Here is a 24,618-nt window from a genome sequence, read left to right as displayed (position 1 = left end):
TCACCACCAGTCCTTTGCTTGCTCGCCCTCGGCGAGGGCGTACGCCGATTGCGCCTCTTCGGGCGGATCGGTCGTCAATAGGGCGTAGAGCGCGACGGTGATCGCGATGATGGGAGCGACGTCGACTTCGCCGGTGCGATCCCAGATCGGCATGCCGTTGAGGTTCCGAGTCGTGCCGTATTCGACTGCCGTGTTGAGTACCGGCTGTGAGCGTTGGCGAACGACACCATCGCGGACGGCATCGTTGAGGCGTCCGGCAGAGTTCAGCATCGGGGTGCCAGAGATCTCGTGCACCACGAAATCGGCCTGTTGGAGCGGCTTCACTAGGTCGGCTGCGGGGCAGCCTTTCGACTGCAGCGCCACCTCGTTGATGCCAGTCTTCTCGCGCACCTGCTTGAGGTAATCGACGACCCAGAGGATCCCGGCTCGCTGAGCGATCACTTCGACGTGCGCGAGCTCATCAGCACGGAGTCCAGCCACGCCGACGTAGGACATCTTTCGGTCGCCGGAAACATCGACGCCGAGTACCCGCCGAGATGCTTCTGGAATCTGTGACCCGAGGTACACGAGTTCGCCCCGTTCGTTGACCTGCGGGGCGTCCGCGCACGCTTCCCACTCTCCGAGGTTCAGATACGGCGTGACCTCAGCGGACACCCACTGTCCGAGCACCTCGATCTTCTCGACCGTGAGTGCTCCGGGCTTGTCGCGGGCGTTGGCCGCGGTGCGCATCAACTTCTCGATCGTCATACCGGGTAGGTAGCCGGCAGATGGATTCGCCTGCTCGAACGCGGTTGGATCGTCGATCGTCTGGTCGGGGTGCGCAGACCATTCCGCGACGAACCATTCAGCGTCCGGATCATCGACCTCGGCGTGCGCGATGTCGCGGGTGTCTTTGAGTACTTCGGATCTTGCCGTGCCGGCGTTTGAGAGCGCGAGCAGGAACGAGTCGTACACCGCGGTGTCGGCCTTTACGATCGCCGACCATCCCTCGTAGTCGTACTGCTTGCGGAGCTCATCGAGGATCATCCGCGCAGCGGTCAGCCCTCGGACGGCCTCGAAGGTACGCGGCTTGTACGCGGCTCCCTCATGGGTCTTCAGTTCGACTTCACCGTTCACCATGCGCGGCGAATAGGTGTGTTCTTGCAACAGCGGAACTCGGTCTGGGGCGATGCCGATCTTTGGGTTATCCGGGCCCGCCCACGCTCGTACCTGCCGCCACGGCTTCATCGCGACATCGAGTTTCTGTGCGGCCCCGTAAATTTCGAACTTGTGCGCGGGTGAGAGATCGCCCCATCGAGTCGCGTCGACGAACATCCAATAGGCCGAAAGCACTGACGCGAGCAGGGTCTTGCCGTTCTGCCGGCCGACGATGACGAGCGCCTTTCCGAACCGGAGCGTGCCATCTTCGTTCAGCTCGAACATGTGGATGAGGAGCCACTCTTGCCACGGGAACAGCGGGACGTGCAGAACCTTCGCTGCGAACGCGATGATCTCGAAACCGCGCGAAGTTTCCGGTGTCAACTCGGTGCGCGGCTTCGTGAACACGCGCGGCTCTGTGCGGCCGAAACGCTTCTTCGTCACGGCACCCCCCGGTTACACGGCCCGCAACCCTTCCCGCATTGCACCGAGGCCTACTGGCTTGGGTGCCGCACCGGGCCGTGCTCCACTCTGAGCCGCCTCACCCTCGGGCGGGAGGAGACGGAGCTTCTCGAGGTACTTCAGGAAACTCGCGATCGAGACGTTGTCGTTCGCGGGAACCGCTGGACGGGAGCCACGCTCGGAGGCATCCTCGATCGCCCAATCCACGATGACGTCCCACGCATCGATCTTGCGGGCGAGTGCTCGAGCTGCAGCCACGGCTGGTGCGTCACGAACGCGAAGGTGCTTTGCGTTCTTCACTGCCCGCTCGAATGCATCGCAGAGCGACTCGTCAGTGAAATTTGCCACCCGTATACCTCCTACTCGCGCGCACGCGCACGACCCCCTATCGGAGCCGGCGGGGAGAGAGGAACACTGCGCGCGGGAGGTGTTCCGTCGATCGCCCTTGCAGCGATCTGACCGCCCCTCCCCATAGGGGTAGCTCACCGTCGGGCATGATGGTCAGGTGGCGATCAAAGACTCACTTGAACGGACCGCGGCGCTGCGTTCATTGCGCGCTCAGATCTCAGAGCAAGCGGTGCTCGTCCAAGGTGCTTTGGGAGACCTCATGCGAGTAGGTGGCAGCCTCCCCAACGCCGCGCAGTCTCTCGGCCAACGCAACGGCAGCTTCAGGACGACCGATCTGCGACGATGGTTCACAGAAGCCGAGCAAGAGGAGCTGTGGAACATTGTCCGCGGTTTGCTCACCTATCGGAATCGTCTTGAACACGACATGTGGTTGTCCTTCTACACCAACGACATCGCGCCGGAGGGCGTTATGGGTCTCGGTGAAAAGCACATGACGAACACGAACTCGGCCTCTATCGAGCTGATACTCAAGGCATTCACGGTAGTCGCCGATCAGGCGCTCGCGCTCGCATCAGTCCTGCTCCGAGATCGCGACCAAGACATCGATATCGAGAAGTACCTCGACCCCATTCGCGAGGCTGCGGCCGCTCTGAGCAGGGATGTGAGCCCGTGGTGGAGATGGGATAGCTCCGAAGGAATGCCGGGAGCGGTCACGTCCAAGCCTGACTCAGAATCCCGAGGCTAGGACGCGGTGCACCGTTGCTTCGCTCGTTATTGCATAGATGAGCACTCGGTTTGAAATTCGCCGGGTCTTCCTGCAAATGCGGGTGAGTTGATACCGGATAGAAGTGGTCGAGCTCGAATCGGTCGTCGTTTTCCCAATCATCGAACGGAGCTTCGTAGTCGATGTGGGCTTGACCGCAGAGCCAGCACGCGCGGTTCTCCTCGGCGCATTTAGCTCGGAAGCGAGCACGCAGCTCGATGAAGCGGCGGGTGATTTTCCGCTTCCCGGCCACGACACCTCCATAAATGCCGAAGCCCCGGCGCCATGCGGACTCCGGGGCTTCGGAATAGTTCGCTCAGTCGTCAGCGTGCGAGCTAGAAGATGCTCGGTGCGATCTGATGAAACGATCGCCGGGAAACAAGAAACCGGCCCCATCAGGACGATGAGACCGGTTCTGCGGCACACTTATGCCGAGCACCCACAGGTTAACACACGAGCGCCGACATTACGCGCTCACGACTCACTGGGAGGATCGGTGAGGTGAGGGCGCGCTGTGCTCTCGCCGAGACTCGCTGCGATGAACTGGAACAGGCCCGGCCCCCATGACGCTCCGCATGCGAGGCACCGGATCTCGCGCGAGCACCCGTCTGAGTCGTGCACGAACACGAACACCCGGTACGGCACATGCTCACCACCCGATGTGCGGGCCGCCCACTCGACACCGCATTGAATGCATGGCGCCGCGATCTCGCGCGTGCGCGGCGGGTTGAAGAACTCCATTACCTGACGCACCCACCGGCGCATCAGCGCGACCCACGTGAAATCGACGGGCTGGCGTTCCACCCACCAATGCTCATCGCGCTCGCCTCGGTGCTCGACGCGCTGCTCTGCGACGAGCACGGTGATCGTCTCATCTTGCTTCGCAACGGCGACGACCTGGGACAGCAGCCGCTCCGGTGCATCGACGGTTGGCACCTGGCCAGGGAACGCCGAGACCCACGCCTCGGCGATCTGCTGGTCGATCGTTTCGTACAGGTCGAGCGCACCGTCGCTGATCGGGAGGCGTGCGCCGAAGCTCGCCGATCCGCCGGTGCTCTCCATCCCGCCGAACACGGCGCTGCGCAGCTCGGGGAGCAGGGCGGGCATGACGCGAGCGACGATGTGCCCGGTCTCGCTGTCTGGCTCATGCAGCGTCCACGGCTTCGTGAGTCGTTCGAAGCAGTCGTGCACGTCGAGCGTCGCGAGCTCGTCTGCGGCAGCCTCTGGGGTTCTGGTCTCAGTCACGTGATCCTCCGGTGTCAGGGTGAGCGAGCTTGGCGAGCGCGCGGGCGGTTTCGTCTTGAATGTGGGTGGTGATGCTGGCGCCGCGCACGAGCCGGCGGCGCTTTCGCACGGTGCTCACCCGTTCGCGTTCGGCGGCGGCCTGGCGCTTCTGGGCGAGCTGTGCAGGGTTCGGGATCTCTGCCATCAGTTCGTTCCTTCCTCGGCGGCGAGCGCGGCGGGTATCGGCAGAGTGGTGCCGGAGTAGGTGGTGACGATTGGGTCGGGGTCTGAGGTGTAGATGAACCCATAGTCGACGTAGTGCTGCAGCTCCTCGATCGATTCGCGAATGTCATCGAGTGCACGGTGCGCGAGCTTCTTCACCGGTGCGACACCGAACGTGTTCGGATCGAACCGGCGTGCGAGCTCCTTCACCGTTGACACGTCGATACTCCGGTAGTGCAGGTGCTCCCGGTTCAGCGTCGGCATCCACACGTCCAGGAACCCGCGATCGAACGACACGTTGCTGCCCGCCACCACCGCACCCGTCGCACCATGCGCCTCAAGGAACGCGATCACTCGGCGCTCCACCTCACCCACCGCCAACGACGCAGGCGCGGCGGCGAGCGCAGCGAACAGACCCGAATCGGTGTGCATCCGGTACACGACCTCCTCCATCTGAACCAACCCGCCGTCGTCCTGGCGGATCACCGACGAGAAGTGCGCGACCTCCCGCAGGCCGTTGTCAGTTACGACCACCGCAATCTCAAGCAACCGATCCGACGCAGCATCCAGACCCGTCGTCTCCGCATCAATCCACACAATGCAACCCGGATTCAGCACCGCAGGCACAGCAGCGCGCTCGCCGCCGGTGGGGGTCGGATGTGATGAAAGAGTGGTGCTCATTGTTTGCCTCCGGCTAGAGTTCGATCATGTCTGAGGAAGAATTTCCCAAGCTTGAGTCCTATTCGCAGCTCCCCCTGATTGGTGACGCAGTCTTCGAGATCGGAGATGCTCTGGTGCGATTCACTGCACGCGAGCAGAACGGCACACTGCTTGGTTGGACCGTGAACACGGGAGACCCCGGGTACGAGGGCACTCTGATTGCGTCGAACACAACCCAGTGGGTCGGGGACGGCCCCGAGCCCGTTCACGTTTACTCGCACGAAGAGCGCGGGACTCAGCCGGGTCAGCCCGCCTTCCGAAACTCGAATCCCACCGACGTCACGGTTGCTGAACTTAAGTCGCTGTACTTCGGCGTCCACGAGTAAGCGGCGTCGGCATCTGTTCGGCCTCATCGCTGCTCACCTCGCAGCACGGGCTTCACAGAGTGCTCGACCAGTCTGCGCGCAGTAGCGGCAAGCTTCCCCGCTGACCATTGCTCGGCGATACAAGAATCGGTTTCGAGTTCGTCAGCGATCGCCTCGGCGAGCTTCGCTTCGTCTACCTCGACCGGGGCGGCGAGAGCAGCAGCTAGATGCTCCTTCGCCTCTCGGAGGAGCGAGCCCCACGCCGTACCCTCGCGAGTAAACGGGCTGTTCAGGTCCAGCGCTGAGAGATTGTCCAGAGCGCGCTGGACAGGCTCCCTCCCTAGTGCGCCTGTTACCGTTGCCGCATGATCCTCGGACTCGGCCTGACGCTCCTCGGCATCGTGGTGCTCGTCCGCTTGATCAGCGGACGCAGACACTGACACAACGACGCATCCGGCACGCGTAGCGACCGCTGTAATCTTCTCGAGCAACGCAGCGATCGCTAGACCTCGGTGATCGTCGAGATGCTCGTAGGCGCCCAACGCAGTGACGGCTACATTGAGCAGCTCGGCGCGAACGTCGTCCAACGACTTACACACGCCCTTGCGCGGGTTCTGGCCTGTCGCCCCGATGAAGGCCTCGATCACCTCGCCCGCTTCTTCGGTGATTTTCGCGAGTCTGCCCGAGGTGACGGCCTCCGGGTCGCGGTGCGCATTGCCGGCATCGATCCATCGGCTTAGCGCCACGAGCGCCGGTGCAGCCGCATGTTCCTCGGTCGCGCCACCCTGCACGGCTGTCTTCTCGGTCATGCCTCGCCCTCCTCGTTCTTCGTCCACCAGCGCAGCCGGTACTTGATGTGATGCACACACTCGGGTCCGTGCGTGGGCCGTTTCGGATCCCCGATGAGGCGTGCCGCACCGATCGGGTCATGACTGCGGTCACACACGCACCCCTCAGCCGGCTTGAGCCAGTAGTCCACCGCCGCGAGAACCTCTTCGACGTTGAACCCGTAGAGGTCATTACCGGGTGTGGTGAACGGCAGATAATCGCGGTCAAGCTCGACATACCACCCACCGGCCAAACCGCCCATCTCGCCTGAGTCATAGGGGGCTTCATATTCGAGTTCGGTGATCTTGTAACCCCGAGACTCGACAGCCAGTCGGATCCGCCGACGTGTGCGTGTCTCCGCCTGCACGGGTGTCTTCTTGTTCGTCATGGCGTTGCCTTTCACTTCACATTGGCGTTGGGTTGCATCAGGTAGCGGTAGCCGTCGCCGGCGGTGAACATCACCGGGCCCGGCTTCGCCGCATCGGGATCGTGTGTGAACCACATCTCCACGACCGCCGCGCGGCACGAGTTCAGGGCATCGAGCACGAGCTGCGGCTTCAGTGCCACGGTGAGGCCCGCCGCGTCGGTCTCGACGTCGAACTCCTCGGACACGTCCTTGCCGTCAGCGGCCGACTTGCCCGCGACGCTGCACTCGCCCTCATCGAACGAGTACCGGACCGCACCATTAGGTTCGATCGCGAGCGCTGCGCGACCCGTCGCGTCCGCCGCGACATCACGATCGATGACGGCGCGAGCCCTTGGCTCACTCGGGAACAGACGGGCGAGGGGCGGGAAGTTGCCCTCGATGGTGCGAGCGAGCATCGTGCCGCGCTCACCACGGATCGAGATCGTGCCCGACTCGCCGACGATGATCTCGACCACCTCGGACGGTCCGAACGCCTTCGCAGCCTCCCGCATCACCACGGCCGACGCGATGAACTGCAGACTCTGCGTCGTCTCGCACGCGATCGGGAAGATCGCGACCCGGTGACGATCCGTCGCCTCGAACACGACCTCACCCTCGCCGACCATGACGTGCACGCCCATGAAGTGCGCCGGCTCCGGACTCGTTGAAGCTGCAACCGCGACGCGCGACACCGCGTCCTCGAACACCGCCCCCGAGAGCGTCGCGACCGTCGCGCCGTCGAGCGGCGGTGCCGGATACGTCTCGGCCTGCATCAGCGGGAGCGACGCGCGGACACTGCCGCACGTGATCTTCAGGACAGTGTCGGCAGTCTCGAGCGACACCGGAAGCTGCGGCAGTTTCGCGACGACCTGCGCCAGCGTGGCGGCGTGCACGAGCGCGACACCGGGATCCACGACGCTCGCGACGATCGACGTATCGGCGGCGGTCTCGTAGTCGTAGACAGTGAGCTTCAGCGCATCTGCTTCAGCTGTGAGCAGCACGCCCGCAAGCACGGGCTGCAGCGGGCGGCGCGGCGACATGCGCACGACGAACGCCACAGCATCAGCGAAGTCGCTGCGATCGATCGAGATCTTCATGCCTGCACCTCCTCGAGATCGAAGAGGGCCGGGCCGGTGCGCTCGCGGTCGCGGGCGAGCTCGGCGCGCTGCTCTTCCGTCAGCGGTGGCTGGCTGCTCACGTGGTCGGCGAACGCTTGGGCGAGCGGGCGCACGAGGTGCACGACGTCGTCGCCTTTCGCTGCGGCCTCCTGCATGGTCTGTTCGATGAGAGCGAGCGCTGCGTCAGTGGTCATCATGGTTTTCTCCTTCGTGGGGGTGAAATCTCGTGGGGTTACTCCGAAGCGCGCGAGCGCGACGACATCGGCGCCGGTAAGCCGGGTCATGCTGCGACCTCGTGCACGGCGGTAATGGCAGCGAGTGAGCGGTACGCGGCCAGCGCCTGCGGCGGCACCACGCCATTGCCGAGCATCTTCAGCTGCACCTCGCGCGCTTTGCGTGGCGAGATGTGGGCCCAGAGGTCGAGGTCTGTGACTCGCCCCGGCTCAAGGCACATCATCCACTCAACGAATGCCGGCGCGAGTTCCGGATTGTCCTTCGAATTACGCTGCGTCGGGGCAGGTGCAGTCCGCCCCAACATGGCTTCGTGACGCTCGACCGCGACGCCGTATTTGCCCCAGCCAGACCCTGTGTTCTCGTGCGCCCAACGGCCGCCTACCTGCCGCTCGAGTGTCTGCACACCGCCCGCCAATGCGGCGGTGGGGGTTTGAAGTAACGCCATCTGCGTGGCGAGCTTCGTCGACTTCTCGACTGGCCGCCCGCCGGTGCGTGCCGTCGCTGAGAAGACCGCGTCAGAGGCCTGGGGGGTGGGTAGGAGTCGAGGGTTTGGGATCGTCCCCATTTCGGTGCGCACGATGGCGTCCGTGAGCGTGACATTTGAAGGGGTGCTGCCGCCAGACGAATGCGGTTCCATCGTCGTCGGCGTGGGCAGCATCACCATTCCCTTCTCAACGACATCAGCCAGAGACACCGTGTGCCCACCTGCCTTCCGCTTCTCGGGATCCTGCGAGCCACCACGGCTGCCCTGATAGGCGTCGGGCGTGGGTAGAAGTGTCAGGTTGAGCGGCGGCTGATGCAATGTGACCGCGCGGAGCTCTCCGGCGCGCATCACTCCCGACACCGGCAGCTGCTCTGTCCACATCATCCGCTCGCCGAAGAGGTCCGCCTCGGCTTCGAGCCACCCGTCAGCGCCGGCAATGGCGAGCACGGGCCCACGCTGCGCGGCGACGAACTCGACCGGCTGGGCGTAGATGAACAGGCGCTCGCGACGGTGGCAAGCGCCGACCGCTGCAGCAGACAGGATGCGCCACACGACGGCGTAGCCGAGTGCGTTGAGGTCGTGCAGCACCTGGTCGAAGCCGAGCGAGAGGTGCCCGCGCACGTTCTCGAGGAGCACGTGCCGGGGACGCATGATGCGGATGCCCTCAGCAATCGACGGCCACAGGTGGCGGGGATCCTCCTCGCCCTTGCGCGCGCCGGCGAGGCTGAATGGCTGGCACGGGTAGCCGGCGGTGAGCGCGTCGATCGGCGCCATGATGTGCCACGGGATCCGCTTCACGTCGTGCATGTTCGGTACACCGGGGAAGCGTGCCTCGATGACGCGCGACGGGGCTTCCTCGAACTCAGCGCACCAGATCGTGCGCGCGCCGAGGAACTCCTCAGCGGCGAGGTCGAGGCCACCGTACCCGGTGCACAGCGAGCCGAGCCGGATGCTCTTGGTAGTGGTGCTCATGTGTCGGTGCTCCATCCCCGGCGGCGAGCGCGCGGGTTTTTGGTGGTGGGGGTGTTGGGCCAGGTGAGGCCGCAGCCGCATTTGTGGCGGGCTTCGTGGTTGGTGAAGTGGGTGCAGGTGTGGACCATGGCGCGGTTGCCTTGGGCGGTGCAGCGTCCGGCTTTGACGCTGGGGCAGTTGCGGGAGCGGTGGGCCATGGTCAGGAGCCTTTGCCGCAGGGGCAGGTGTGGTTGCAGTCGGGGCCGTGGTCGTGTTCGTGTTTGAATCCGCAGAGTGATTCGGTGCATTGTTCGGGGAGGTCTGCGGCGCGGGCGATGCGGCGGAGTGTTGCGGTGTTGATGAGTTGCTCGGTGATGAGGCCTTCGGCGATCGCGATCGCTGCGTTGCTGTCGACGGTGCCGTGGTGTTCGATGCGGGCGGCGAGGGTGTCGCGCATTTGCAGGGCGTGGTCGAGGGTGAACGTCTCCTGGACGGGCACGGCGGCGAGCGCGGCCTGTGTGGTGGCGATCTGCTGCTGGAATGTGGTGGGTCCGGGTTTCGGGGTGGTCATCGGGTGCTCCTAGAGGGTGTGGAAGTCGGCGGTGCGGCGGGAGTTGAGCTGCACCATGGCGAATGCGGCGAGCGCGTCCGCGATCTGTTTGGGGCTGAAGTAGGCAGGTGGCTGGCAGGGTTCGAGCTGTTCGTCTTCGGTCTGCAGGTGCCAGTCGTAGGCGGTGCCGTAATGGTTGATGCGGTAGATCGGGACGGTCGCTGGGTCCACCCATGAGGGGACGATGTAGCCGAGGGTGGTCGCGAGGTCGGGGTGTGCGTGTACCCAGCCGTGCTCGCCGGTGGTGCCGGAGCCGGTGAGGGTGACGAGGTTCGCGGGTGAGTGCGTGCCGCCCCTCGAGCGCAGCTGTCGGTGGTGGGTGGAGTAATGGCCGTTCGGGCCTGACGTCTTCGGGACGTCCGACCATGCCGAGCGGTCACGGTCCCGGCCGGCAGCGGCGGCGAAGCCGGATTCGCGGGTCCAGGTCAGTCCCTCAGTCGACATGCGCGCTCCCATCCGTTCGCCGCAACGAGGAGATCGCGCAGCGGGACGAGGACCGTGTTCGCGATCTTCGTGCCGAGCTCCTCGATGCGCACCGCTGCGGGCTGCACGTCGACCACAGACCAGCGGGAGCCGTCGAGCATCGTGAACGTGTCGCCGTGCGCCGGGTCGAGCGGGGTCGACCGTCCCAGGCGGCTCATGCTGCGGCCCGTTCATCCGAGACTCGACCGAAGCGGGCGGCGAGATCCTTTAACCCGTGCTCGGCGAGACGCTTCTGCACCGACGACGGCCGCATCTTCAGCTGACGAGCCACCACGTGCGGGTGAGTTCCGAACGACAGCAGCCAGTTCAGCTCGTCCACGAACTCATCGATCGGCAGCGCACCATGGCCCACACGCCTCGACTTCGCCGCGGTCACAGGTTCACCCCGAGATCTCGCAGCGTCCGCCGCGCGCGCTCGTTCGCGACAATGTCCGTGCGCTCGACGGCGTTCTCGATCTCTGCTGCCATGACGATGACGACATTCGCGTTGAGGGTGGCGCTGGCGATCGCGTGCTCCCGTTCGGCTTCGAGCAGCGTGATCCTCGCTTGCGCGGCGCCGAGCTCTTTCGCGATGACGTTCGCCTCGGCGAGATCCGGCCAATCCGGGTGCGCGTAGCGGTCGGTCATGATCTGGTTCGCGAGTGCCTGCTCGCTGGTGTGGTCTTCGGCTTCGGCTTTGAACGCGGCGATGGTGTCGGTGTCGAGCGAGAGGGTGAGGTTCAGGGTGTTCTTCGGCATGGTGTCCTCGTTGGGGTCAGGTGTGGTCGATGAGGCCGTCGGGAGTGATGTACTCCTCCGGGTCGTCAGTGTCAGCGGGCGGGAGAAGAGCTTGGGCGGCTGCGGCCTCGAGGTCCGCAAGCTTCCGCTCGAGCGGTGGGAGAACGGCGGCGCGGAGGATCGGTGAGAGCTTCCGTGCCTCGATGAGGGCGACGCGGGTTTCCTTGTGCTCTTCCTGTCGGAGCCTCGCGGTGCCACAGTTGCGACAGTCTTCGTCCTCTGGGGGACCGCCGGGGTGCTCGCTGCAGAACCGGGAAGGAGTGACTCGAAGCTTCGCCTGTGAGGTGGTTCCGGAGGAACCCGCCCGCTCGCCCGCTCCCGCGCTCGCGCTCTCGCCCGCGCACGCCCGCTCGCGCTCTCCCCCTACTACTGGTTTCCGGAGTGGCTCCACCATTGGGATCGCGGGGAGCGGTTGACGCTCGGTGTTCGGGGGCGGATCCCACTTCGGGAAGCCCTGCTTCTGTGGCTTCGGCCACGGGGCGAGCACCTGAAAGAGTTCCGTTCCCGTCCCCTTCGGATCCGGGTACAGCAGTAACCATCCGGCGTCCGCGAGTTCGAGCATCATCGTCTCGACCTCGTCGATCGATGGCCAGTGCGCGCCCTCCTCGCCGGCCTGCCACGTCTCCCGCCGAATGCGGTGCGGGTCGACCTCGCCCGCGCCGCCGACGTCCGCGAGCATCCTGAGCGCCTGCATCAGCACGCGGTGCGCGTCGGGGAGCCTGGCCCACGCGATGTTCGTGAAGTCGTCGCCAGGCACCTGCCTCGGCTGTCTGATGTACATACGGTGTGATTCCCTCAATGAAGATGTCGGTCGCGTCTCCTACCTGTGCAGGCGTGACGATGAAGCACTCGGTGAAGCCGCCACCCAGCGACCACAGGCCGTGCTCCTTCTGCTCGGCGTCGGTGCGGTACGCGCGTGGGAAGCGGCGCCGGGTCAGTTCGAGCACTTCCTGCTCGCACTCGCGCAGCACGCCCTCCTGCACGTAGAGCACGATCGCTCCGGTCGCGAGGTACTGGCGGACCCGGTCGAAGCGGTGCGCGCGACCGACCTTCAGCACCGAGTGCTCGGGCCACCAGACGAGGTAGACCATCGCGTACGGGTTCACCCGCGTGCACTCGGCGGCGCCGTCGCACGGGCAGTCCCACGCTTCACGCCGGGTCATCGGAGTGCCCGGTCGAGGTAGCGGGCGACGTCGCCGAACGCGTGCGCGACGCGAACCAGTCGATTGCGGTGATCGCCGTGACGAGCAGCCCGGGCGCGACCAACAGGATCAGAAAAACGGGGGCGATCGTGAATAGGCCGAACAGCGCCATGAGCCCCGCGAGCCCGGCCCACGCCTGCAGGCCTCGCCAGATGTAGTCCGTCCAATGCATGCGCGGTCACTTCTCCACTCCGGCGGCGAGCGCGATGGTGAGTACCGGGTCGACGCAGTCGCGGTTTGAGCGGTGGGGTTCGAAGCGGATGCGGAGTCCGGGGTGCGCGTCGCAGACCACTCGGCCGGCGTCGCGGGGGTGCTCGCACTCGGCCGAGATGCGGTGTGCACGAGGCATGATGCCGCGCGGGGTGTGGGCATCGGACTCGCAGGTGACGAGCAGCGAAGCATTCTCCGGGCGGATCGCGATGGGGGAGTTGAACAGGCGAGCGGCGGCGAGCGCGCGGCTTGTGGTGTGGGCGGTGGGGGTGGGCATGGTTTTCTCCTGGTTTTGGGTATGCGGTGGCCAGGCCGGGCAGCGGGTGCGCGGCGGGAGTGTGCGGCCGAATGGTTTAGGGGGTGAGCTGTGGTAGGGGTTCGGCGGCTCGGATCAGGTCGCGAAGCTTGCGCACGCCGTTGGGTGTGATCCGGATCTGTGGGGCGTCGACGATGACTTCGTCGGTGCCGGGGTGGCGGTGTGACTGTGCCTTGTACGCGAGGAGGCCGGCGTCGACCTTGTCTTGGTAGGCATGGGGGCGGCCGCCGCGGCGGAAGATCCAGCCGAGGGCGGTGAGAGTGGCGAAGAGTCGCTGCTGACCGGTGTCGATGCCGGCGTTGACGAGCATCTTCGCTGCGTCTGCGACCGAGTAGTCGCCGGTGCCGGATGCGAGCTCGTCCCAGGCATCGGCTTTCGGCTTGGCGACCTCGAGCGCAGCGAGTGCGGCGGATGCGGCTTCGAGGACGAGCTTCATGCCTGCGGGTGAGGTCGGGTCTACCTGCTGCGATCGGTAGGCGCCGGTACGGCGGATCTCGGGGAGGACCGTGCTCGTCACCCAGCGGCGGAACGTGACTGCCTCCGCCTTATCAGAACGGATCACGACCTCGTACATGCCAGCCTCAGACACCGTCGTTGCGCGCTGAGGGCGGCCCATCGTGTCGGTGACCTCAGCCAGACTGAGGGCATCCTCGCCGAGTGCCTCACGCACACGGCGCGACACCTCCGATGGGTTACTCAGATCCAACGCTCGGCACAGGTCCGCGAGAACAAACCATGGTTCTCCATTGACGTCGAGCACGCGGAGCTCCTGCGCGGCAGTGAAGCGGAAAATCTCGATCGGGTTCATCGTTGCGCCTTTCAGGGTCTTGCTGCTCGAGGAGATGATGCTGATGCCCGCACCCATCGATCGATTTCAGCGAGCTCGTAGATCACGGTCTTTGCAGAAGGTTTAAAGAACTGGGGTTCGAGGTTCTTCTTTCGCCGATCGGAAAGGATCTCGACTGTCATTCCTGGAACGCGTTCACACACCTGCGTCGGAGAGAGCCACACCGGCTCCGGGTGAAAATTCGCCTTCCGAATGGGCGTCACTGCCGCGGTCATGCCGAACCCAGACTCAAAAGGTCATCGAGACTGCAGAGCGGAAACGCGACTTTCAACCCCGCGATGAACTCGTTCGAAGGCACCGACTTGCCCGTCGAGACACGGTAAAGGGTTGATGCGTCGACTCGCAGGAGGCGGGCTAACTCAGCCTCAGATCGAATGCCGTTGGCGCGGCGGAGCTCATCGAGCTTCTGGCGATTGAGCGCCAGAACGGGGCGAATTGCGGGGGCGCTTGTGGGTTGCATGGCAGCAACACTAGCCATGCGATTGCGTCCTCGCAATTGCATTGCACGAATGAAATTGCAGCAATGGCGGAATCTTGCGGAGCGGCAACGGAAATCAATTGCACGCGTGCATGATTTCGAGTAGCCTCAATTCCTGTGGAAAACAAAGCATGGACGCGATACATGGCCGCAGCTACGCATCCCGACAACGACAAGACGATCGCCGAAAAGATCGGCGTCAGTCCCTCGACGATTGGTCGGTGGCGAAGTGGTGACGTGGACCCGAAGCCGCGACAGGTGGTGGGCCTCGCTCGCGCCTATGGAAAGGCACCGCTTTCTGCACTGATCGCCGCCGGCTATCTCGCGCCGGAGGACCTCGAAGGCGACATGGTCGTTTCACTCGCCTCCGACCTCGACGAAGTCTCCACCTCTCAACTTCTCGAGGAACTCTCTGACCGAATGGAGACCATGAGCGCCTTCATGAGTATTCTGCGTTCGGCTGGCGATGGCACCTCGTCCTCGGCGAACCTCTCCACTTCTGTGCTCCGCTATCTCGACCCGGACCGGGCGCCCGCGATCGTTGAGGGCACTGACTACGTTGCCCCGTTCGCAGACAAGATCTCCGTCCGTGAGATCGGTGGCACGACGTACGTTGGCTCCTTGCGCCACGGAGACGAGGTGAGGAATAGGTTCGACGGGGCTGCTGGCGATCTCCTAGGTGACGCCAATGTCGGTGGCCAGAGCGAGGATGACATCCCCCACCTCGGGCACGTCGCACTGGATGGACTGGCGCTTGCTGCGCACGACGAAGACGGGGCCGAAGACGAACAGGAACGAACCCAGGAAACCCCGTAAGGAGACCCCATGCAGGACTTGCTCGACGAAGCCGATCGTCTGGGAGTGCGTGTGAGCTTCGCTAAGCTCGCGCCGCCGCGCCGCGCTGTCTATCTCGATGACCAAAAGCTGATCCTTCTCAGCGACCGGCTCGACACGATTCAGACCAGAGAGTCCTGCGCCCACGAACTCGGGCATTGCAAATACGGTGACCGCTGCAGCAATCCAGATGCGGAAGAACGTGCGTGGATCTATGCGGCGAAGCTACTTGTTCAACTAGAGCCATACCGCCTCGCTGAGATTGAAGATCCGCACCCACTCGCGATCGCCCACAAATTGAATACGACACGAAGAATTGTCGAGCTCTACAAGGAACACCACCTTCAGCGTCAGGCGCTCGCCGCTCCCCGCAACATCTTTGGTGAGCTCGATGACGAAGACTACTTCGAAGATTCCATGCGTCACAGTTTGAAGACTGAGCGAGCATGGCGATGCGGCCTTGCCGCGATTTGAAACCCCGAAACATACCCATGGCTGCAAAGCAGCTTGAACGATATGAGCTGCGGCACTGTGCGCTGGCTCGAAAGGAAATCCAGCATGACCTACACCCAGCCTGCGCCGGCGCCAAAGAAGAAGAGCATCTGGAAGAACAAGTGGACGTGGATCGTTATCGCGGGTCTTCTCGTCGTGGGCGGCATTGGCAACGCGATCACCGGCGGCGAGCGCGAGTCACCGGCGGCGAGCGCACCCGATGAAGTTCCTGTAGCGGACGTCGTGAAAGCGGCCGTGCCTGATGTGACGGGCCTGTCTGGCAAGGATGCAGAGCAGGCTCTGCGTGACGCTGGGTTTACGATCGAGCGCGATGGAGGAGCCGAGTCGGTGGTGGCTCTCTCGAACTGGGATGCTACTGGAACCACTCCGGCCGCGGGCAGCGAGGCGGAGGCTGGCGCTTCAGTCCAGTTGCACCTTGTGCGGGCGACCGAGCGCCTCGCGGCTGAGCAGGCTGAACGAGATGCCGCTGCTCTGGCTCGGGCAAATGCCCCCATCGAGGAGATCGAAGCTCAGACCTTCTGTGACGCGTATGCTCAAACACAGTTCCCTTTCGGTGTGAAGCTGCATACCGTTGTGGGTGTCCTTGCTGAAGAGCAGACCGAGACCGGCTGGTATCTCAAGTACGAAGCGACCATCACGAATGCCTACAAGGCGAAGCAAGCAGCAAATGTTGAGTGTCACATCTCGGGTACCAATGGCACCCCGGTGATGGATAGCTTCTTGGCTTACTGATGGCCACGATCACGCCATATGAGACTGCGGCTGGGAAACGGTACCGCGTCCGGTACCGGAAACCCGACGGTTCACAGACCGATAAGCGCGGTTTCAGGACGAAACGCGAGGCCGACTATTTCGCGGCCACCGTCACCGTCTCGAAGGCGACCGGCGAGTACATCGACCCTGCACTCGGCAGGACAACTGTCGCAGCGATCGGGGAAGTTTGGATCGCTGGGCAGACCCACCTCAAGCCGGCATCATTCGTCGCATTCGATGCGTCCTGGCGCACGCACGTTCGTCCCCGATGGGGCGATCGCCAGATCTCTTCGATCGTCCACTCCGACGTGCAGACCTGGGTTGCCGAACTGACGAACGGTATCCCCGGCGCGGAAGAAGGGGAGTGGGTGCGGAAGCCGAAGTCGGCGGCGACGGTAGGCCGAGCGCATGGCGTGCTCTCGTCGATCCTCGACGTCGCCGCTCGTGACCGACTCATTGCGTCAAACCCGGCTCGCGGAGTGAAGCTGCCTCGCAAGGTACGGCGGGGGCATGCGTACCTCAGCCACTCACAGGTGGCGCATCTTGCACGTGAGTCCGGTGTTCACGCGACGCTCGTGAACACGCTCGCCTACACGGGCCTGCGATGGGGCGAAGTGACAGGGCTCCGGGTTATGGACTGCGACTTCGGCCGCTCTCGCGTGCGCATTGTGCAGAACGCTGTCACGGTCGGTGGGCAAGTGATTGTCGGCACTCCGAAGACGCACCGTGCGCGTTCGGTTCCGATCCCGGCGTTCGTGCGCGCGGACCTTGCAGAAGTCGTGGCGGGCCGATCGCCAGAGTCTCCGGTGTTCGGCGACGGCATGGCCACCATGAACGTGCCGGCTTCGAAGCGGGGCTGGTTCGCTCAGGCCGTGAAGCGCTGCCAGGGTGCCGACCCAACCTTCCCGCGGATCACGCCTCATGATCTGCGGCACACCGCTGCGTCGCTCGCGATTGCCAGCGGCGCGAATGTGAAGGCGGTGCAGCGCATGCTCGGTCACGCCTCGGCGGCGATGACGCTCGACGTCTATGCGGACCTCTTTGATGACGATCTTGATCTCGTCGCGAGTGCCATGGATCAGGCCCGGCGTGCCCACATTTTGCCCACACTCGATGACCCTCGACGCCCCCTGACACCCCTCGACGCCCCTCCATTGTCGGCATGATCATGCGGATGTTATGGTGGTTCCTCGGAGAAATGCGAATCGATTCCTATCCGGGGCACGCTCATTTCTCGCGTGTTGGGGCTCGCCAGCGCTGAGCGCGCATCCGCGCGTCACGATTCCGGCTTCGTGGCGTGTTACTGATACGCGGAACTCTCCGCAGACTGCGCCGACTGGCGCAATGAAATGTGATGGGACGTGCATGGCCGACGACAATCGAGCAGGTTCAGGCGACCTGCAACCGCTCGGCATCACGCACGCTTCCGATTACGGTACGCGTACCGTCTATGAGCTGAGCGGACAAGAGGGTCTGGACCTCTTCGCGGTCGTTGCGAACGGGCGCGCGCTCGATCCGGCGCGGTTCGTCGGCCGTCTCGTGTCGGTTCCTCTTGAAGAGGTCGGGTTCGAAGAGCTCACCCTGTCACCATGTGTCATCGAGCGAACGCCCGATCGCATCGCGACGCAGCCGAGCGAAGTCGTGCGGTTGAACTATGTGCTTGAGGGATATCTCGATCTCGAGACGCGAGATGGATCGTTTCGGGCTCAGGCCGGCGAGCTGGTGGTGCTCCCCATGACTGAGCCGTTCCGCTTGACGCTGAGCGAACCGGCGAAGTTCTCCGTCGTCATCGTGCCCGTACCGCTGCTCAAGATGTCGCCGAGTGTTGTCGATGTGACGAGGGCGCGTGTGCTCCCGTCGTCACCGTTGAGCGAATCGTTTATCGGTATTCTCCGCGGTCTTTCTCAAGAGGCTCCCGATGATCACACGGTCGACGCCGAGCTGCTGTCGCATGCCCTGATCGATATCGCAATCGGCCTGGTGCTCACTCGTGGTCGCGGGGCGGAAGTGGACTCCGAGGACACGCTGATGCGACGACGGGTGTACACGATGATCGAGCGCGAGTACGCGTCAGCTGATCTGCGCGTCGAGCAGATCGCCCAACGGCTTCGTGTGAGCGTACGGTACCTGCATCGCCTGTTTAGCTCGGAGAACCGCACGATCACGCAGGCGATCCGGGCGCGTCGCCTCGAAGCCCTGCGCGCGGAGTTGCTGCGTTCGGAGGAGACGTTCGAAGCGATCGCGAAGCAGGTCGGCTTCGGATCGACCGACGCCGCCTACCGCGGCTTCCGAGAAACGACGGCTCTCACCCCGTCTGAGTATCGCCGGAACGGTCGTTCGCACCACTGCGAGTAAGTCAGAACGCGTCAATCGGCGCCGAGAGTATGCGCGATGAGTACCTCGGCCGCGGCGCGCGCCTGCTGTGCGGCTGCCGGGTTGCCGCTGATCGCCGCGGTGCTCTGAGCGCCCTCGGCGAGAATCGAGAGCTGAGCCGCAAGCATCGGGGTGCCGCCGGCTTCGCCGACGAGTGCAGCGATATAGATCTGGAACGAAGCCTTGTGGTCGTGCACGATCTGCGCGACCGAGGCGTCGGTGCCGCTCAACTCACCGAATGCGTTGATGAATGCGCAGCCGTGGAAGCTCGGGTCGCGGAACCAGCCGTCGAGGTAGTCGAATACGGCGAGCAGGCGAGACCGTGCGTCAGGTGCGGCTCGCGAGACCTGATTCCCGAGGCCGCGCTCCCATTCAGCGTGCTTCCGGTCGAGCACCTCAGTGACCACAGCGCTCTTTGATGGAAACAGGGTGTAGAGCTTACGCAGAGATACCCCGGCGGCACTGCGTAGTTCGTCCATGCCCACTGCCGCGTAGCCCTTCGCGTAGTACAACTCTTCCGCTGCGCGCGCTACGCGCTCCCGGGCGTCGGTGTCTGCCATGGAGTCAGTCTACTTGACATGAGAACGAACGTTCTCGTACAGTGAGACCCGAGGCGAGAACGATCGTTCTCGCTCGATATCTGGCACGCGAGGAGCACACCATGGGCACTATCACCGTCGGCACCGAGAACTCCACTCCGATTGAGCTCTCCTACGAAGACCAGGGTTCGGGTCAGCCCGTCGTACTGATTCACGGCTATCCCTTGAACGGCCACAGTTGGGAACGCCAGACCCGCGAGCTACTGGCCGCCGGGTACCGAGTCATCACCTACGACCGGCGCGGGTTCGGTGGATCGTCCAAGGTGCACGCCGGCTACGACTACGACACGTTCGCCGCCGATCTCAACACGGTGCTTGAGACACTGGACCTCACTGATGTCGTGCTTGTCGGCTTCTCCATGGGAACGGGCGAGCTCGCGCGGTATGTCGGCACGTACGGCCACAAGCGCATCGCCAAGCTCGCATTCCTCGCTTCGCTCGAGCCATTCCTCGTGCAGCGCGATGACAACCCCGAAGGCGTACCGCAGGAGGTCTTCGATGGTATTTCGGAGGCGGCGCGCGGTGATCGCTACGCCTGGTACACGCAGTTCTTCTCGGACTTCTACAACCTCGACGAGAACCTGGGTACCCGCATCAGTCGGGAAGTCGTGACCGGCAGTTGGAACGTCGCGACTGCGAGCGCTCCGGTTGCCGCCTACGCGGTCGTGCCGACCTGGATCGAGGACTTCCGCTCTGACGTCGACGCGGTGCGCGAGAGCGGCAAGCCGACTCTGATTCTGCACGGTACCGCCGACAACATCCTGCCGATCGATGCCACCGCGCGCCGCTTCTCGAAGTTGGTGCCCGAAGCGCAGTACGTCGAGATCGAGGGCGCCCCCCACGGACTGCTCTGGACGCACGCAGACGAGGTCAACGAGGCACTCGCGGCGTTCCTGGCTCGGTAGGCCGGGTCAGCGCGGAGCGAAGGGCGGGTCGATCAGCAGGTCGGCCCGCTCGGTAAGAAAAGCGTCGAGGGTCGGCGCCCCGGAGAGTGGGGCGCCGGCCCTCCACCGCACGCGCACCTCGCCGGCGTCGAACCCGACGGGCAACTCGGAGGCGAGGGTGAGAATCGACTCGGGCGATGCCGGTTCGAGCGCGATCGGCACGGCGTCGTAGTTCACTTCGGTGCCCGCCGCGTAGCCGCCGCGCAGCGCTGCCGCGGCGATCTCTCGCCGCTCCTCGCGTGAGATCGACTGGTAGCCAGGCCTGCCGCGTTCCGCGGCGCGGGTGGCATGACCGAGCGCGAAGAGGGCGCCATCCGGGTCGAGCAGCAGTGAGCCGAGTCGCCAGACCGAGCCGAGAGGGCGCATGGTTGGTGGCTTCATCCGCAGAAAGCCGCGACGCGACGGCACGTACTGCGCCAGTTCTTCCGGCGCGACCGAGGAGTCGCGCAGCCGCGCAGCAGTGCCGCGAGCTGCCGCACCGGCGCGCTCGACGGCGGCACGCACCTCCGTCACTTCGACCACCGGGCCAGTGTAGCCCGGCCCACCCACTAAGCTCGGCCTGATGAGCAGTTCTTCGACGGCGCAGCGTTTCACGCTGAGCGCCATCATCCGTGCGATGCTCCTCGTGCTGATCGGCGCGACGGGTGTGCAGCTCTCCGCCGTGTTCGCGGTGGGTCTCTTCGAGCCGCTCGGAGTGCTCGGCACGAGTTCGATGCGCCTCGCCATCGCTGCGGTCTTCCTGTTGATCATCTTCCGCCCGAAACTGCGCGGCCGCACGCGTGCCGAATGGCTGGGCATCGTGTTGTACGGCATCGCGATGGCGTCGATGAACGCACTGCTCTACCTCGCCGTCGACCGGCTGCCGCTCGGCATTGCGACGACGCTCGACTTCTTGGGGCCGTGCGCGGTCGCGCTGCTCGCGTCTCGTCGATTGCGCGAGGGCCTGCTAGCGGTCGTGGCGCTGCTCGGCGTCGCGCTGATCGCGGGGTTCGGTGGGCCGCTCGATCCGCTCGGCATCGTGTTCGGACTGCTCGCGGGCACCGCCTTCGGGTTGTACACCCTGCTCGCCGCCCACGTCGGGCAATCGGGTGGCGGGCTGCCGGGAGTCTCCTTGTCGGTCGCGGTCGCGGCGATCCTGACCCTGCCGTTCACCATCCCTGCGATCCCGCTCATCCAAGCTCCGCACCTGCTGCCCCTCATCGCGTCGGCGCTGCTCGGCACGGCGTTGGCCTTTACCGTCGATACGCTCGCCGGCAAGCTCACCTCCGCGCGGGTGCTCGGCGTATTCTTCGCGTTCGACCCCGTCGTCGGCACGATCGTCGGTGCGATCTTCTTGCATCAGCTGCTCACGCCGATCGCGGTCGGCGGCATCGTGCTGGTCGTCGCGGCGGGTGCCGGAATTGTTTGGCTGGCGGGCGCGGATGCCGAACGCCGTCGCCTGGAACACAAGGGTTCTGAGCCGCCGACGGGGGAGTCGTCGCCCAGCGTCGGGTCATAGACTGGCAGCGTGAGTCACGAAGCCGGTCAGGAGTCGCTCGAGGTCGAGCGCAAGTACGAGGTTGCCGCCGATCTGCCGCTGCCCACAGCGGAGGCCTTTGCCGCAGTCGGACTGACGGCTTCCGCACCCGTGACCTACGAGCTCGCGGCGATCTACTTCGACACTCCGGAGCGCGACCTCGCACGCGGGGGCATGGCGATGCGTGTGCGGCACGGCGGCAAAGATGCCGGCTGGCACATCAAGCAGCGCGGCGCAGAAGGCGTGCGCGAGCTCTTCTGGCCGCCGCGCGACGAGATGCCTGCTGGGGTGCGCGAGGAACTCGCGGCGCGCATCGGTGAGGAGGCGAGTTCGGTGGCCCCTGTCGCCGAGCTCGACACGGAGCGCACGGTTGTGGTGCTCTCCGACGAGTCGGGGGCCGAAATCGTCGAATTGGCCGACGATCGCGTCGAGGCTTTCGATCGAGTCGCCGGTGTGGCACGGGTATGGCGCGAGTGGGAGGCAGAGGTGCTTCCGGGCGCCGACACGGCTGTGCTCGACAGAGTGGAGCCGGTGCTGCTCGCCGCGGGGGCGCGGGTCTCGCTCAGTCTCGCAAAAATCGCGCGTGCGACGGGGGCACTGATCCCGATGGCTCGCGCGCAAGGTGCCGAAGCGTCGCAGATCGCCGCGCTCGAAGCCCTCGATAGTGCCGACCGTGCCGCGGCGCGTGCGGCGGGTCTTGTCACGTCATCCTTAGACCTCGAAGAAGGAGCATCCCTGTGAGCCCGACCCCTCCGCCCCGCACACCCCGAGGCTCGGGCAAGCGCTCGCCGGGCGACTCCGAACCGCCGTCACCGCGGGCGCGACGCAAGCAGATCATCGTCGGCCTCGTCATGGGGGCCGTCATGGGGGTCGTGCTGGGCGCGCTTACCCAGTTCTGGCTGTGGCTCCCCGCCGGCCTGGCCATGGGGCTCGCTACCGGCGCGATCATGAAGCCGCCGGCCGACGAGAAGTAGTTCGCGCTTGTATTGCTGATTCCGCAGCAAAAGACACATGTATGTGTTGAAATCCGTGCATGGTGCCTGAAATGTGCGTGATTTCGAGGCAATTCGTCGAGATTTCGCATGTACAGAATCTGTTCGATGTGCAAGGATCGAATCGGACATCGACGACGAGGACGACATGCACCCCACTATTTTCGAAACCCATCGACCCGACGAGCACGTGATTGATGCGTCGCTCGCCGACACCCGTTTCTCCTGCTTCTGGACCGACGATGTCGAGCACCAAGCACCGCATCACCCCGAGCTCAGCGGGGAGCAGCGCGTCGACGACGCGGTCGTCGGTGGAGGGTTCGCCGGGTTGTGGACGGCGATCAAGCTGAAGACCGAGCACCCGGAGCGCCGTGTGGTGCTCATCGAGGCCGTGCGCGTGGGCTGGGCGGCCTCGGGCCGCAACGGCGGATTCTGCGAGGCGAGCATTACGCACGGCGAGCCGAATGCCGAGTCGCGCTGGCCCGAAGAGACCGGCACGCTGCGTCGTCTCGGGTACGAGAACCTCGACGCGATCGAAGCGTTCATCAGCGAGCACGGGCTCGACGTCGATTTCGAGCGCAACGGGGCTCTCTCCGTGGCGAACGAGGCCTATCAGGTCGACTGGCTGGGCGAGAGCGAAGACGAGCACGTCGTCACGCTGGATCGTGATGCCGTGCAGGCGCGCATTGCCTCCCCGACCTTCCTCGGCGGCGAGTTCTCGCCGTCGGAGAACGCGAATGTGCACCCGGCGAAGCTCGCACTCGAGCTCGCCCGGCACGCCGCGGAGATCGGCATCGAGATCTATGAGGGCTCACCGGTGAAGAATCTCGAGGGATCGGCCGAGTCTCCGATTCGCCTCACCGTCGCGAACGGCAGCACGGTGACCGCTGAGCGCGTGGCGCTCTGTACCAACGTGTTCCCCTCACTGCTGAAGCGATACCGGTTCCACACCATCCCGGTGTACGACTACGTGCTGATGACCGAGCCGCTGACGGACGAGCAGCTGGCGTCGATCGGGTGGGAGGGGCGCGAGGGGCTGTCTGATCTCGCGAATCAGTTCCACTATTCGCGCCTCACCAAAGACAACCGCATTCTTTGGGGCGGCTACGACGCGGTGTACCACGCTGGTGGGCGCATCAAGCGTGAGTATGAAGATCGCATGGAGAGCCACCGCAAGCTGGCGAGCCACTTCTTCACGACGTTCCCGCAGCTCGAGGGCGTGAAGTTCTCGCACCGTTGGGCGGGAGTCATCGACTCGAGCACCCGGTTCTGCGCGTTCTTCGGGCAGGCCCACGGTGGCCGGGTGCAGTACGTGTCGGGGTTCACCGGCCTCGGGGTCGGGGCGACGCATTTCGCGGCCGATGTGATGGTGGACCGGTTCGAGGGGCGCACGACGGAGCGCACGCAGCTGCAGATGGTGCAGCAGATGCCGCTGCCGTTCCCGCCCGAGCCGGCCGCGTCGATCGGCGTGAAAATGTTCCGCTGGTCGTTCGATCGTGCGGATCACAACGGCGGCAAGCGCAACTTCTTTTTGAAAGCGATGGATGCCGTGGGATTCGGGTTCGACTCGTGAGCGCGCTGGTGCCCGACGGTCGCAACGCCGCGGTGCCGGCGACGCAGATCGCGGTCGAACTCGAGGCGGTCGACCCGACGGACGTGGTGTCGGGTGCTCCGGTGCAGGGCATTTCGGAGCTCGGCACCGTCGGCGGTGCAGAAGTGGGTATCTGGGAACTGCGCGACGGCACCGTCACCGACACTGAAGTCGACGAGATCTTCATCGTGCTGAGCGGGGGTGCGCACATCGAGTTGCTCGAGGTGCCGGGTGCGCCCGAGGACATCGGAAGCGTCGTCGAGGTCGCCACCGGTGACGTGATGCGATTGGTCGCGGGTACCCGCACACGGTGGACGGTGCCGGATCACATTCGCAAGGTGTACGTCGCGGGGGAGTGATTCCTGAACGTCAGCTGAG

34 protein-coding genes are annotated in these 24,618 nt (G+C 64.8%); 13 read left to right on the top strand and 21 right to left on the bottom strand.

Features of this window, described 5'->3' with window-relative positions:
• Together ACZF5Y_RS12495 and ACZF5Y_RS12490 are read right to left on the bottom strand one after the other, a co-directional pair.
• Nucleotides 1-1,581, bottom strand: coding sequence for a terminase large subunit domain-containing protein (locus ACZF5Y_RS12495; protein ID WP_497532955.1), 1,581 nt, complete (start codon nt 1,579-1,581; stop codon nt 1-3).
• A gap of 12 nt (nt 1,582-1,593) precedes the next feature.
• Nucleotides 1,594-1,947, bottom strand: a complete 354-nt coding sequence (locus ACZF5Y_RS12490) for a terminase small subunit (protein ID WP_497532954.1) — start codon at nt 1,945-1,947, stop codon at nt 1,594-1,596.
• A 157-nt stretch (nt 1,948-2,104) separates the two neighbouring features.
• On the opposite strand from ACZF5Y_RS12490, the gene ACZF5Y_RS12485 reads away from it, so the two are divergent.
• Nucleotides 2,105-2,692: a hypothetical protein gene (locus ACZF5Y_RS12485; protein ID WP_497532953.1), complete on the top strand. Its 588-nt coding sequence runs from the start codon at nt 2,105-2,107 to the stop codon at nt 2,690-2,692.
• Nucleotides 2,693-3,184: 492 nt separating this feature from the next.
• Here ACZF5Y_RS12485 and ACZF5Y_RS12480 read toward each other — a convergent pair whose 3' ends face one another.
• The 3 genes from ACZF5Y_RS12480 to orn are packed head-to-tail and all read right to left on the bottom strand — an operon-like array spanning nt 3,185 to nt 4,837.
• The gene (locus ACZF5Y_RS12480) at nt 3,185-3,955 is read right to left on the bottom strand and encodes a hypothetical protein (RefSeq protein ID WP_497532952.1); all 771 of its coding nucleotides are present in this window, start codon (nt 3,953-3,955) and stop codon (nt 3,185-3,187) included.
• On the bottom strand, nt 3,948-4,139 hold the full coding sequence (locus ACZF5Y_RS12475) for a hypothetical protein (RefSeq protein WP_497532951.1): 192 nt from the start codon (nt 4,137-4,139) through the stop codon (nt 3,948-3,950). Before ACZF5Y_RS12475 ends, ACZF5Y_RS12480 begins: the two co-directional genes overlap by 8 nt.
• Complete coding sequence (gene orn, locus ACZF5Y_RS12470) at nt 4,139-4,837, bottom strand: oligoribonuclease (protein ID WP_497532950.1); 699 nt, start codon at nt 4,835-4,837, stop codon at nt 4,139-4,141. Before orn ends, ACZF5Y_RS12475 begins: the two co-directional genes overlap by 1 nt.
• A 26-nt stretch (nt 4,838-4,863) precedes the next feature.
• Here orn and ACZF5Y_RS12465 point away from each other — a divergent pair, with 26 nt between their 5' ends.
• On the top strand, nt 4,864-5,202 hold the full coding sequence (locus ACZF5Y_RS12465) for a hypothetical protein (RefSeq protein ID WP_497532949.1): 339 nt from the start codon (nt 4,864-4,866) through the stop codon (nt 5,200-5,202).
• 23 nt (nt 5,203-5,225) lie between these two features.
• Here ACZF5Y_RS12465 and ACZF5Y_RS12460 read toward each other — a convergent pair whose 3' ends face one another.
• The 14 genes from ACZF5Y_RS12460 to ACZF5Y_RS12395 all read right to left on the bottom strand — a co-directional run bounded on the left by ACZF5Y_RS12460 (nt 5,226) and on the right by ACZF5Y_RS12395 (nt 13,665).
• Entirely contained in the window at nt 5,226-5,990 is a 765-nt protein-coding gene (locus ACZF5Y_RS12460; RefSeq protein ID WP_497532948.1) for a MazG-like family protein, read from the bottom strand.
• Nucleotides 5,987-6,397 (bottom strand): hypothetical protein, encoded by a 411-nt coding sequence (locus ACZF5Y_RS12455; RefSeq protein ID WP_497532947.1) that lies wholly within the window; start codon nt 6,395-6,397, stop codon nt 5,987-5,989. Before ACZF5Y_RS12455 ends, ACZF5Y_RS12460 begins: the two co-directional genes overlap by 4 nt.
• An 11-nt stretch (nt 6,398-6,408) precedes the next feature.
• Nucleotides 6,409-7,512, bottom strand: a complete 1,104-nt coding sequence (gene dnaN / locus ACZF5Y_RS12450; RefSeq protein ID WP_497532946.1) for a DNA polymerase III subunit beta — start codon at nt 7,510-7,512, stop codon at nt 6,409-6,411.
• Complete coding sequence (locus tag ACZF5Y_RS12445; protein ID WP_497532945.1) at nt 7,509-7,817, bottom strand: hypothetical protein; 309 nt, start codon at nt 7,815-7,817, stop codon at nt 7,509-7,511. The genes dnaN and ACZF5Y_RS12445 overlap by 4 nt, the downstream gene beginning before the upstream one ends.
• Nucleotides 7,814-9,223, bottom strand: coding sequence for a DNA cytosine methyltransferase (locus tag ACZF5Y_RS12440; RefSeq protein WP_497532944.1), 1,410 nt, complete (start codon nt 9,221-9,223; stop codon nt 7,814-7,816). The genes ACZF5Y_RS12445 and ACZF5Y_RS12440 overlap by 4 nt, the downstream gene beginning before the upstream one ends.
• A 199-nt stretch (nt 9,224-9,422) precedes the next feature.
• Nucleotides 9,423-9,773, bottom strand: coding sequence for a hypothetical protein (locus ACZF5Y_RS12435; protein WP_497532943.1), 351 nt, complete (start codon nt 9,771-9,773; stop codon nt 9,423-9,425).
• A gap of 9 nt (nt 9,774-9,782) precedes the next feature.
• Nucleotides 9,783-10,256: a hypothetical protein gene (locus tag ACZF5Y_RS12430; protein ID WP_497532942.1), complete on the bottom strand. Its 474-nt coding sequence runs from the start codon at nt 10,254-10,256 to the stop codon at nt 9,783-9,785.
• Entirely contained in the window at nt 10,238-10,453 is a 216-nt protein-coding gene (locus ACZF5Y_RS12425; protein ID WP_497532941.1) for a hypothetical protein, read from the bottom strand. Before ACZF5Y_RS12425 ends, ACZF5Y_RS12430 begins: the two co-directional genes overlap by 19 nt.
• Nucleotides 10,450-10,671 carry a hypothetical protein gene (locus ACZF5Y_RS12420; RefSeq protein ID WP_497532940.1) on the bottom strand — a complete coding sequence of 74 codons (222 nt, stop codon included), beginning with the start codon at nt 10,669-10,671 and terminating at the stop codon, nt 10,450-10,452. The genes ACZF5Y_RS12425 and ACZF5Y_RS12420 overlap by 4 nt, the downstream gene beginning before the upstream one ends.
• On the bottom strand, nt 10,668-11,033 hold the full coding sequence (locus tag ACZF5Y_RS12415) for a hypothetical protein (RefSeq protein WP_497532939.1): 366 nt from the start codon (nt 11,031-11,033) through the stop codon (nt 10,668-10,670). Before ACZF5Y_RS12415 ends, ACZF5Y_RS12420 begins: the two co-directional genes overlap by 4 nt.
• A gap of 16 nt (nt 11,034-11,049) precedes the next feature.
• A complete protein-coding gene (locus tag ACZF5Y_RS12410) occupies nt 11,050-11,853 on the bottom strand; it encodes a hypothetical protein (RefSeq protein WP_497532938.1) in 804 nt (267 codons plus the stop codon).
• Between the two features lie 368 nt (nt 11,854-12,221).
• A complete protein-coding gene (locus tag ACZF5Y_RS12405) occupies nt 12,222-12,446 on the bottom strand; it encodes a hypothetical protein (protein ID WP_497532937.1) in 225 nt (74 codons plus the stop codon).
• 6 nt (nt 12,447-12,452) lie between these two features.
• Nucleotides 12,453-12,761 carry a hypothetical protein gene (locus ACZF5Y_RS12400; RefSeq protein ID WP_497532936.1) on the bottom strand — a complete coding sequence of 103 codons (309 nt, stop codon included), beginning with the start codon at nt 12,759-12,761 and terminating at the stop codon, nt 12,453-12,455.
• Nucleotides 12,762-12,837: 76 nt separating this feature from the next.
• A complete protein-coding gene (locus ACZF5Y_RS12395; RefSeq protein WP_497532935.1) occupies nt 12,838-13,665 on the bottom strand; it encodes a phage antirepressor in 828 nt (275 codons plus the stop codon).
• Nucleotides 13,666-14,269: 604 nt separating this feature from the next.
• On the opposite strand from ACZF5Y_RS12395, the gene ACZF5Y_RS12390 reads away from it, so the two are divergent.
• The 5 genes from ACZF5Y_RS12390 to ACZF5Y_RS12370 all read left to right on the top strand — a co-directional run bounded on the left by ACZF5Y_RS12390 (nt 14,270) and on the right by ACZF5Y_RS12370 (nt 18,580).
• Complete coding sequence (locus ACZF5Y_RS12390; protein ID WP_497532934.1) at nt 14,270-14,941, top strand: helix-turn-helix domain-containing protein; 672 nt, start codon at nt 14,270-14,272, stop codon at nt 14,939-14,941.
• A gap of 9 nt (nt 14,942-14,950) precedes the next feature.
• Complete coding sequence (locus ACZF5Y_RS12385) at nt 14,951-15,433, top strand: ImmA/IrrE family metallo-endopeptidase (protein WP_497532933.1); 483 nt, start codon at nt 14,951-14,953, stop codon at nt 15,431-15,433.
• Between the two features lie 84 nt (nt 15,434-15,517).
• On the top strand, nt 15,518-16,204 hold the full coding sequence (locus ACZF5Y_RS12380) for a YPYG domain-containing protein (protein WP_497532932.1): 687 nt from the start codon (nt 15,518-15,520) through the stop codon (nt 16,202-16,204).
• Nucleotides 16,204-17,391: a tyrosine-type recombinase/integrase gene (locus tag ACZF5Y_RS12375; protein ID WP_497532931.1), complete on the top strand. Its 1,188-nt coding sequence runs from the start codon at nt 16,204-16,206 to the stop codon at nt 17,389-17,391. The genes ACZF5Y_RS12380 and ACZF5Y_RS12375 overlap by 1 nt, the downstream gene beginning before the upstream one ends.
• Before the next feature lie 199 nt (nt 17,392-17,590).
• Nucleotides 17,591-18,580 carry a helix-turn-helix transcriptional regulator gene (locus ACZF5Y_RS12370; protein ID WP_497532930.1) on the top strand — a complete coding sequence of 330 codons (990 nt, stop codon included), beginning with the start codon at nt 17,591-17,593 and terminating at the stop codon, nt 18,578-18,580.
• 11 nt (nt 18,581-18,591) lie between these two features.
• On the opposite strand, the gene ACZF5Y_RS12365 is transcribed toward ACZF5Y_RS12370, so the two are convergent.
• Nucleotides 18,592-19,158 (bottom strand): TetR/AcrR family transcriptional regulator, encoded by a 567-nt coding sequence (locus ACZF5Y_RS12365; RefSeq protein ID WP_497532929.1) that lies wholly within the window; start codon nt 19,156-19,158, stop codon nt 18,592-18,594.
• A gap of 101 nt (nt 19,159-19,259) precedes the next feature.
• Here ACZF5Y_RS12365 and ACZF5Y_RS12360 point away from each other — a divergent pair, with 101 nt between their 5' ends.
• On the top strand, nt 19,260-20,102 hold the full coding sequence (locus ACZF5Y_RS12360; protein WP_497532928.1) for an alpha/beta fold hydrolase: 843 nt from the start codon (nt 19,260-19,262) through the stop codon (nt 20,100-20,102).
• 6 nt (nt 20,103-20,108) lie between these two features.
• Here ACZF5Y_RS12360 and ACZF5Y_RS12355 read toward each other — a convergent pair whose 3' ends face one another.
• Nucleotides 20,109-20,663 carry a hypothetical protein gene (locus ACZF5Y_RS12355; protein WP_497532927.1) on the bottom strand — a complete coding sequence of 185 codons (555 nt, stop codon included), beginning with the start codon at nt 20,661-20,663 and terminating at the stop codon, nt 20,109-20,111.
• Between the two features lie 40 nt (nt 20,664-20,703).
• Between ACZF5Y_RS12355 and ACZF5Y_RS12350 the strand changes: the two genes are divergently transcribed.
• From ACZF5Y_RS12350 to ACZF5Y_RS12330, 5 genes are all read left to right on the top strand, one after another.
• Complete coding sequence (locus ACZF5Y_RS12350) at nt 20,704-21,639, top strand: EamA family transporter (protein WP_497532926.1); 936 nt, start codon at nt 20,704-20,706, stop codon at nt 21,637-21,639.
• A gap of 9 nt (nt 21,640-21,648) precedes the next feature.
• The gene (locus tag ACZF5Y_RS12345; protein ID WP_497532925.1) at nt 21,649-22,398 is read left to right on the top strand and encodes a CYTH domain-containing protein; all 750 of its coding nucleotides are present in this window, start codon (nt 21,649-21,651) and stop codon (nt 22,396-22,398) included.
• Nucleotides 22,395-22,631, top strand: coding sequence for an HPP family protein (locus tag ACZF5Y_RS12340; protein WP_497532924.1), 237 nt, complete (start codon nt 22,395-22,397; stop codon nt 22,629-22,631). Before ACZF5Y_RS12345 ends, ACZF5Y_RS12340 begins: the two co-directional genes overlap by 4 nt.
• 166 nt (nt 22,632-22,797) lie before the next feature.
• Nucleotides 22,798-24,222: an NAD(P)/FAD-dependent oxidoreductase gene (locus ACZF5Y_RS12335; protein ID WP_497532923.1), complete on the top strand. Its 1,425-nt coding sequence runs from the start codon at nt 22,798-22,800 to the stop codon at nt 24,220-24,222.
• On the top strand, nt 24,219-24,599 hold the full coding sequence (locus ACZF5Y_RS12330) for a cupin domain-containing protein (RefSeq protein ID WP_497532922.1): 381 nt from the start codon (nt 24,219-24,221) through the stop codon (nt 24,597-24,599). Before ACZF5Y_RS12335 ends, ACZF5Y_RS12330 begins: the two co-directional genes overlap by 4 nt.
• The last annotated feature ends 19 nt before the right edge of the window (nt 24,600-24,618 follow it).

The sequence above is a fragment of the Leucobacter sp. WKLB1 genome, from assembly GCF_059696215.1.
The sequence above is the reverse complement of the archived record's forward strand: the minus strand, read 5'-3'. Positions and strand labels throughout refer to the sequence as shown.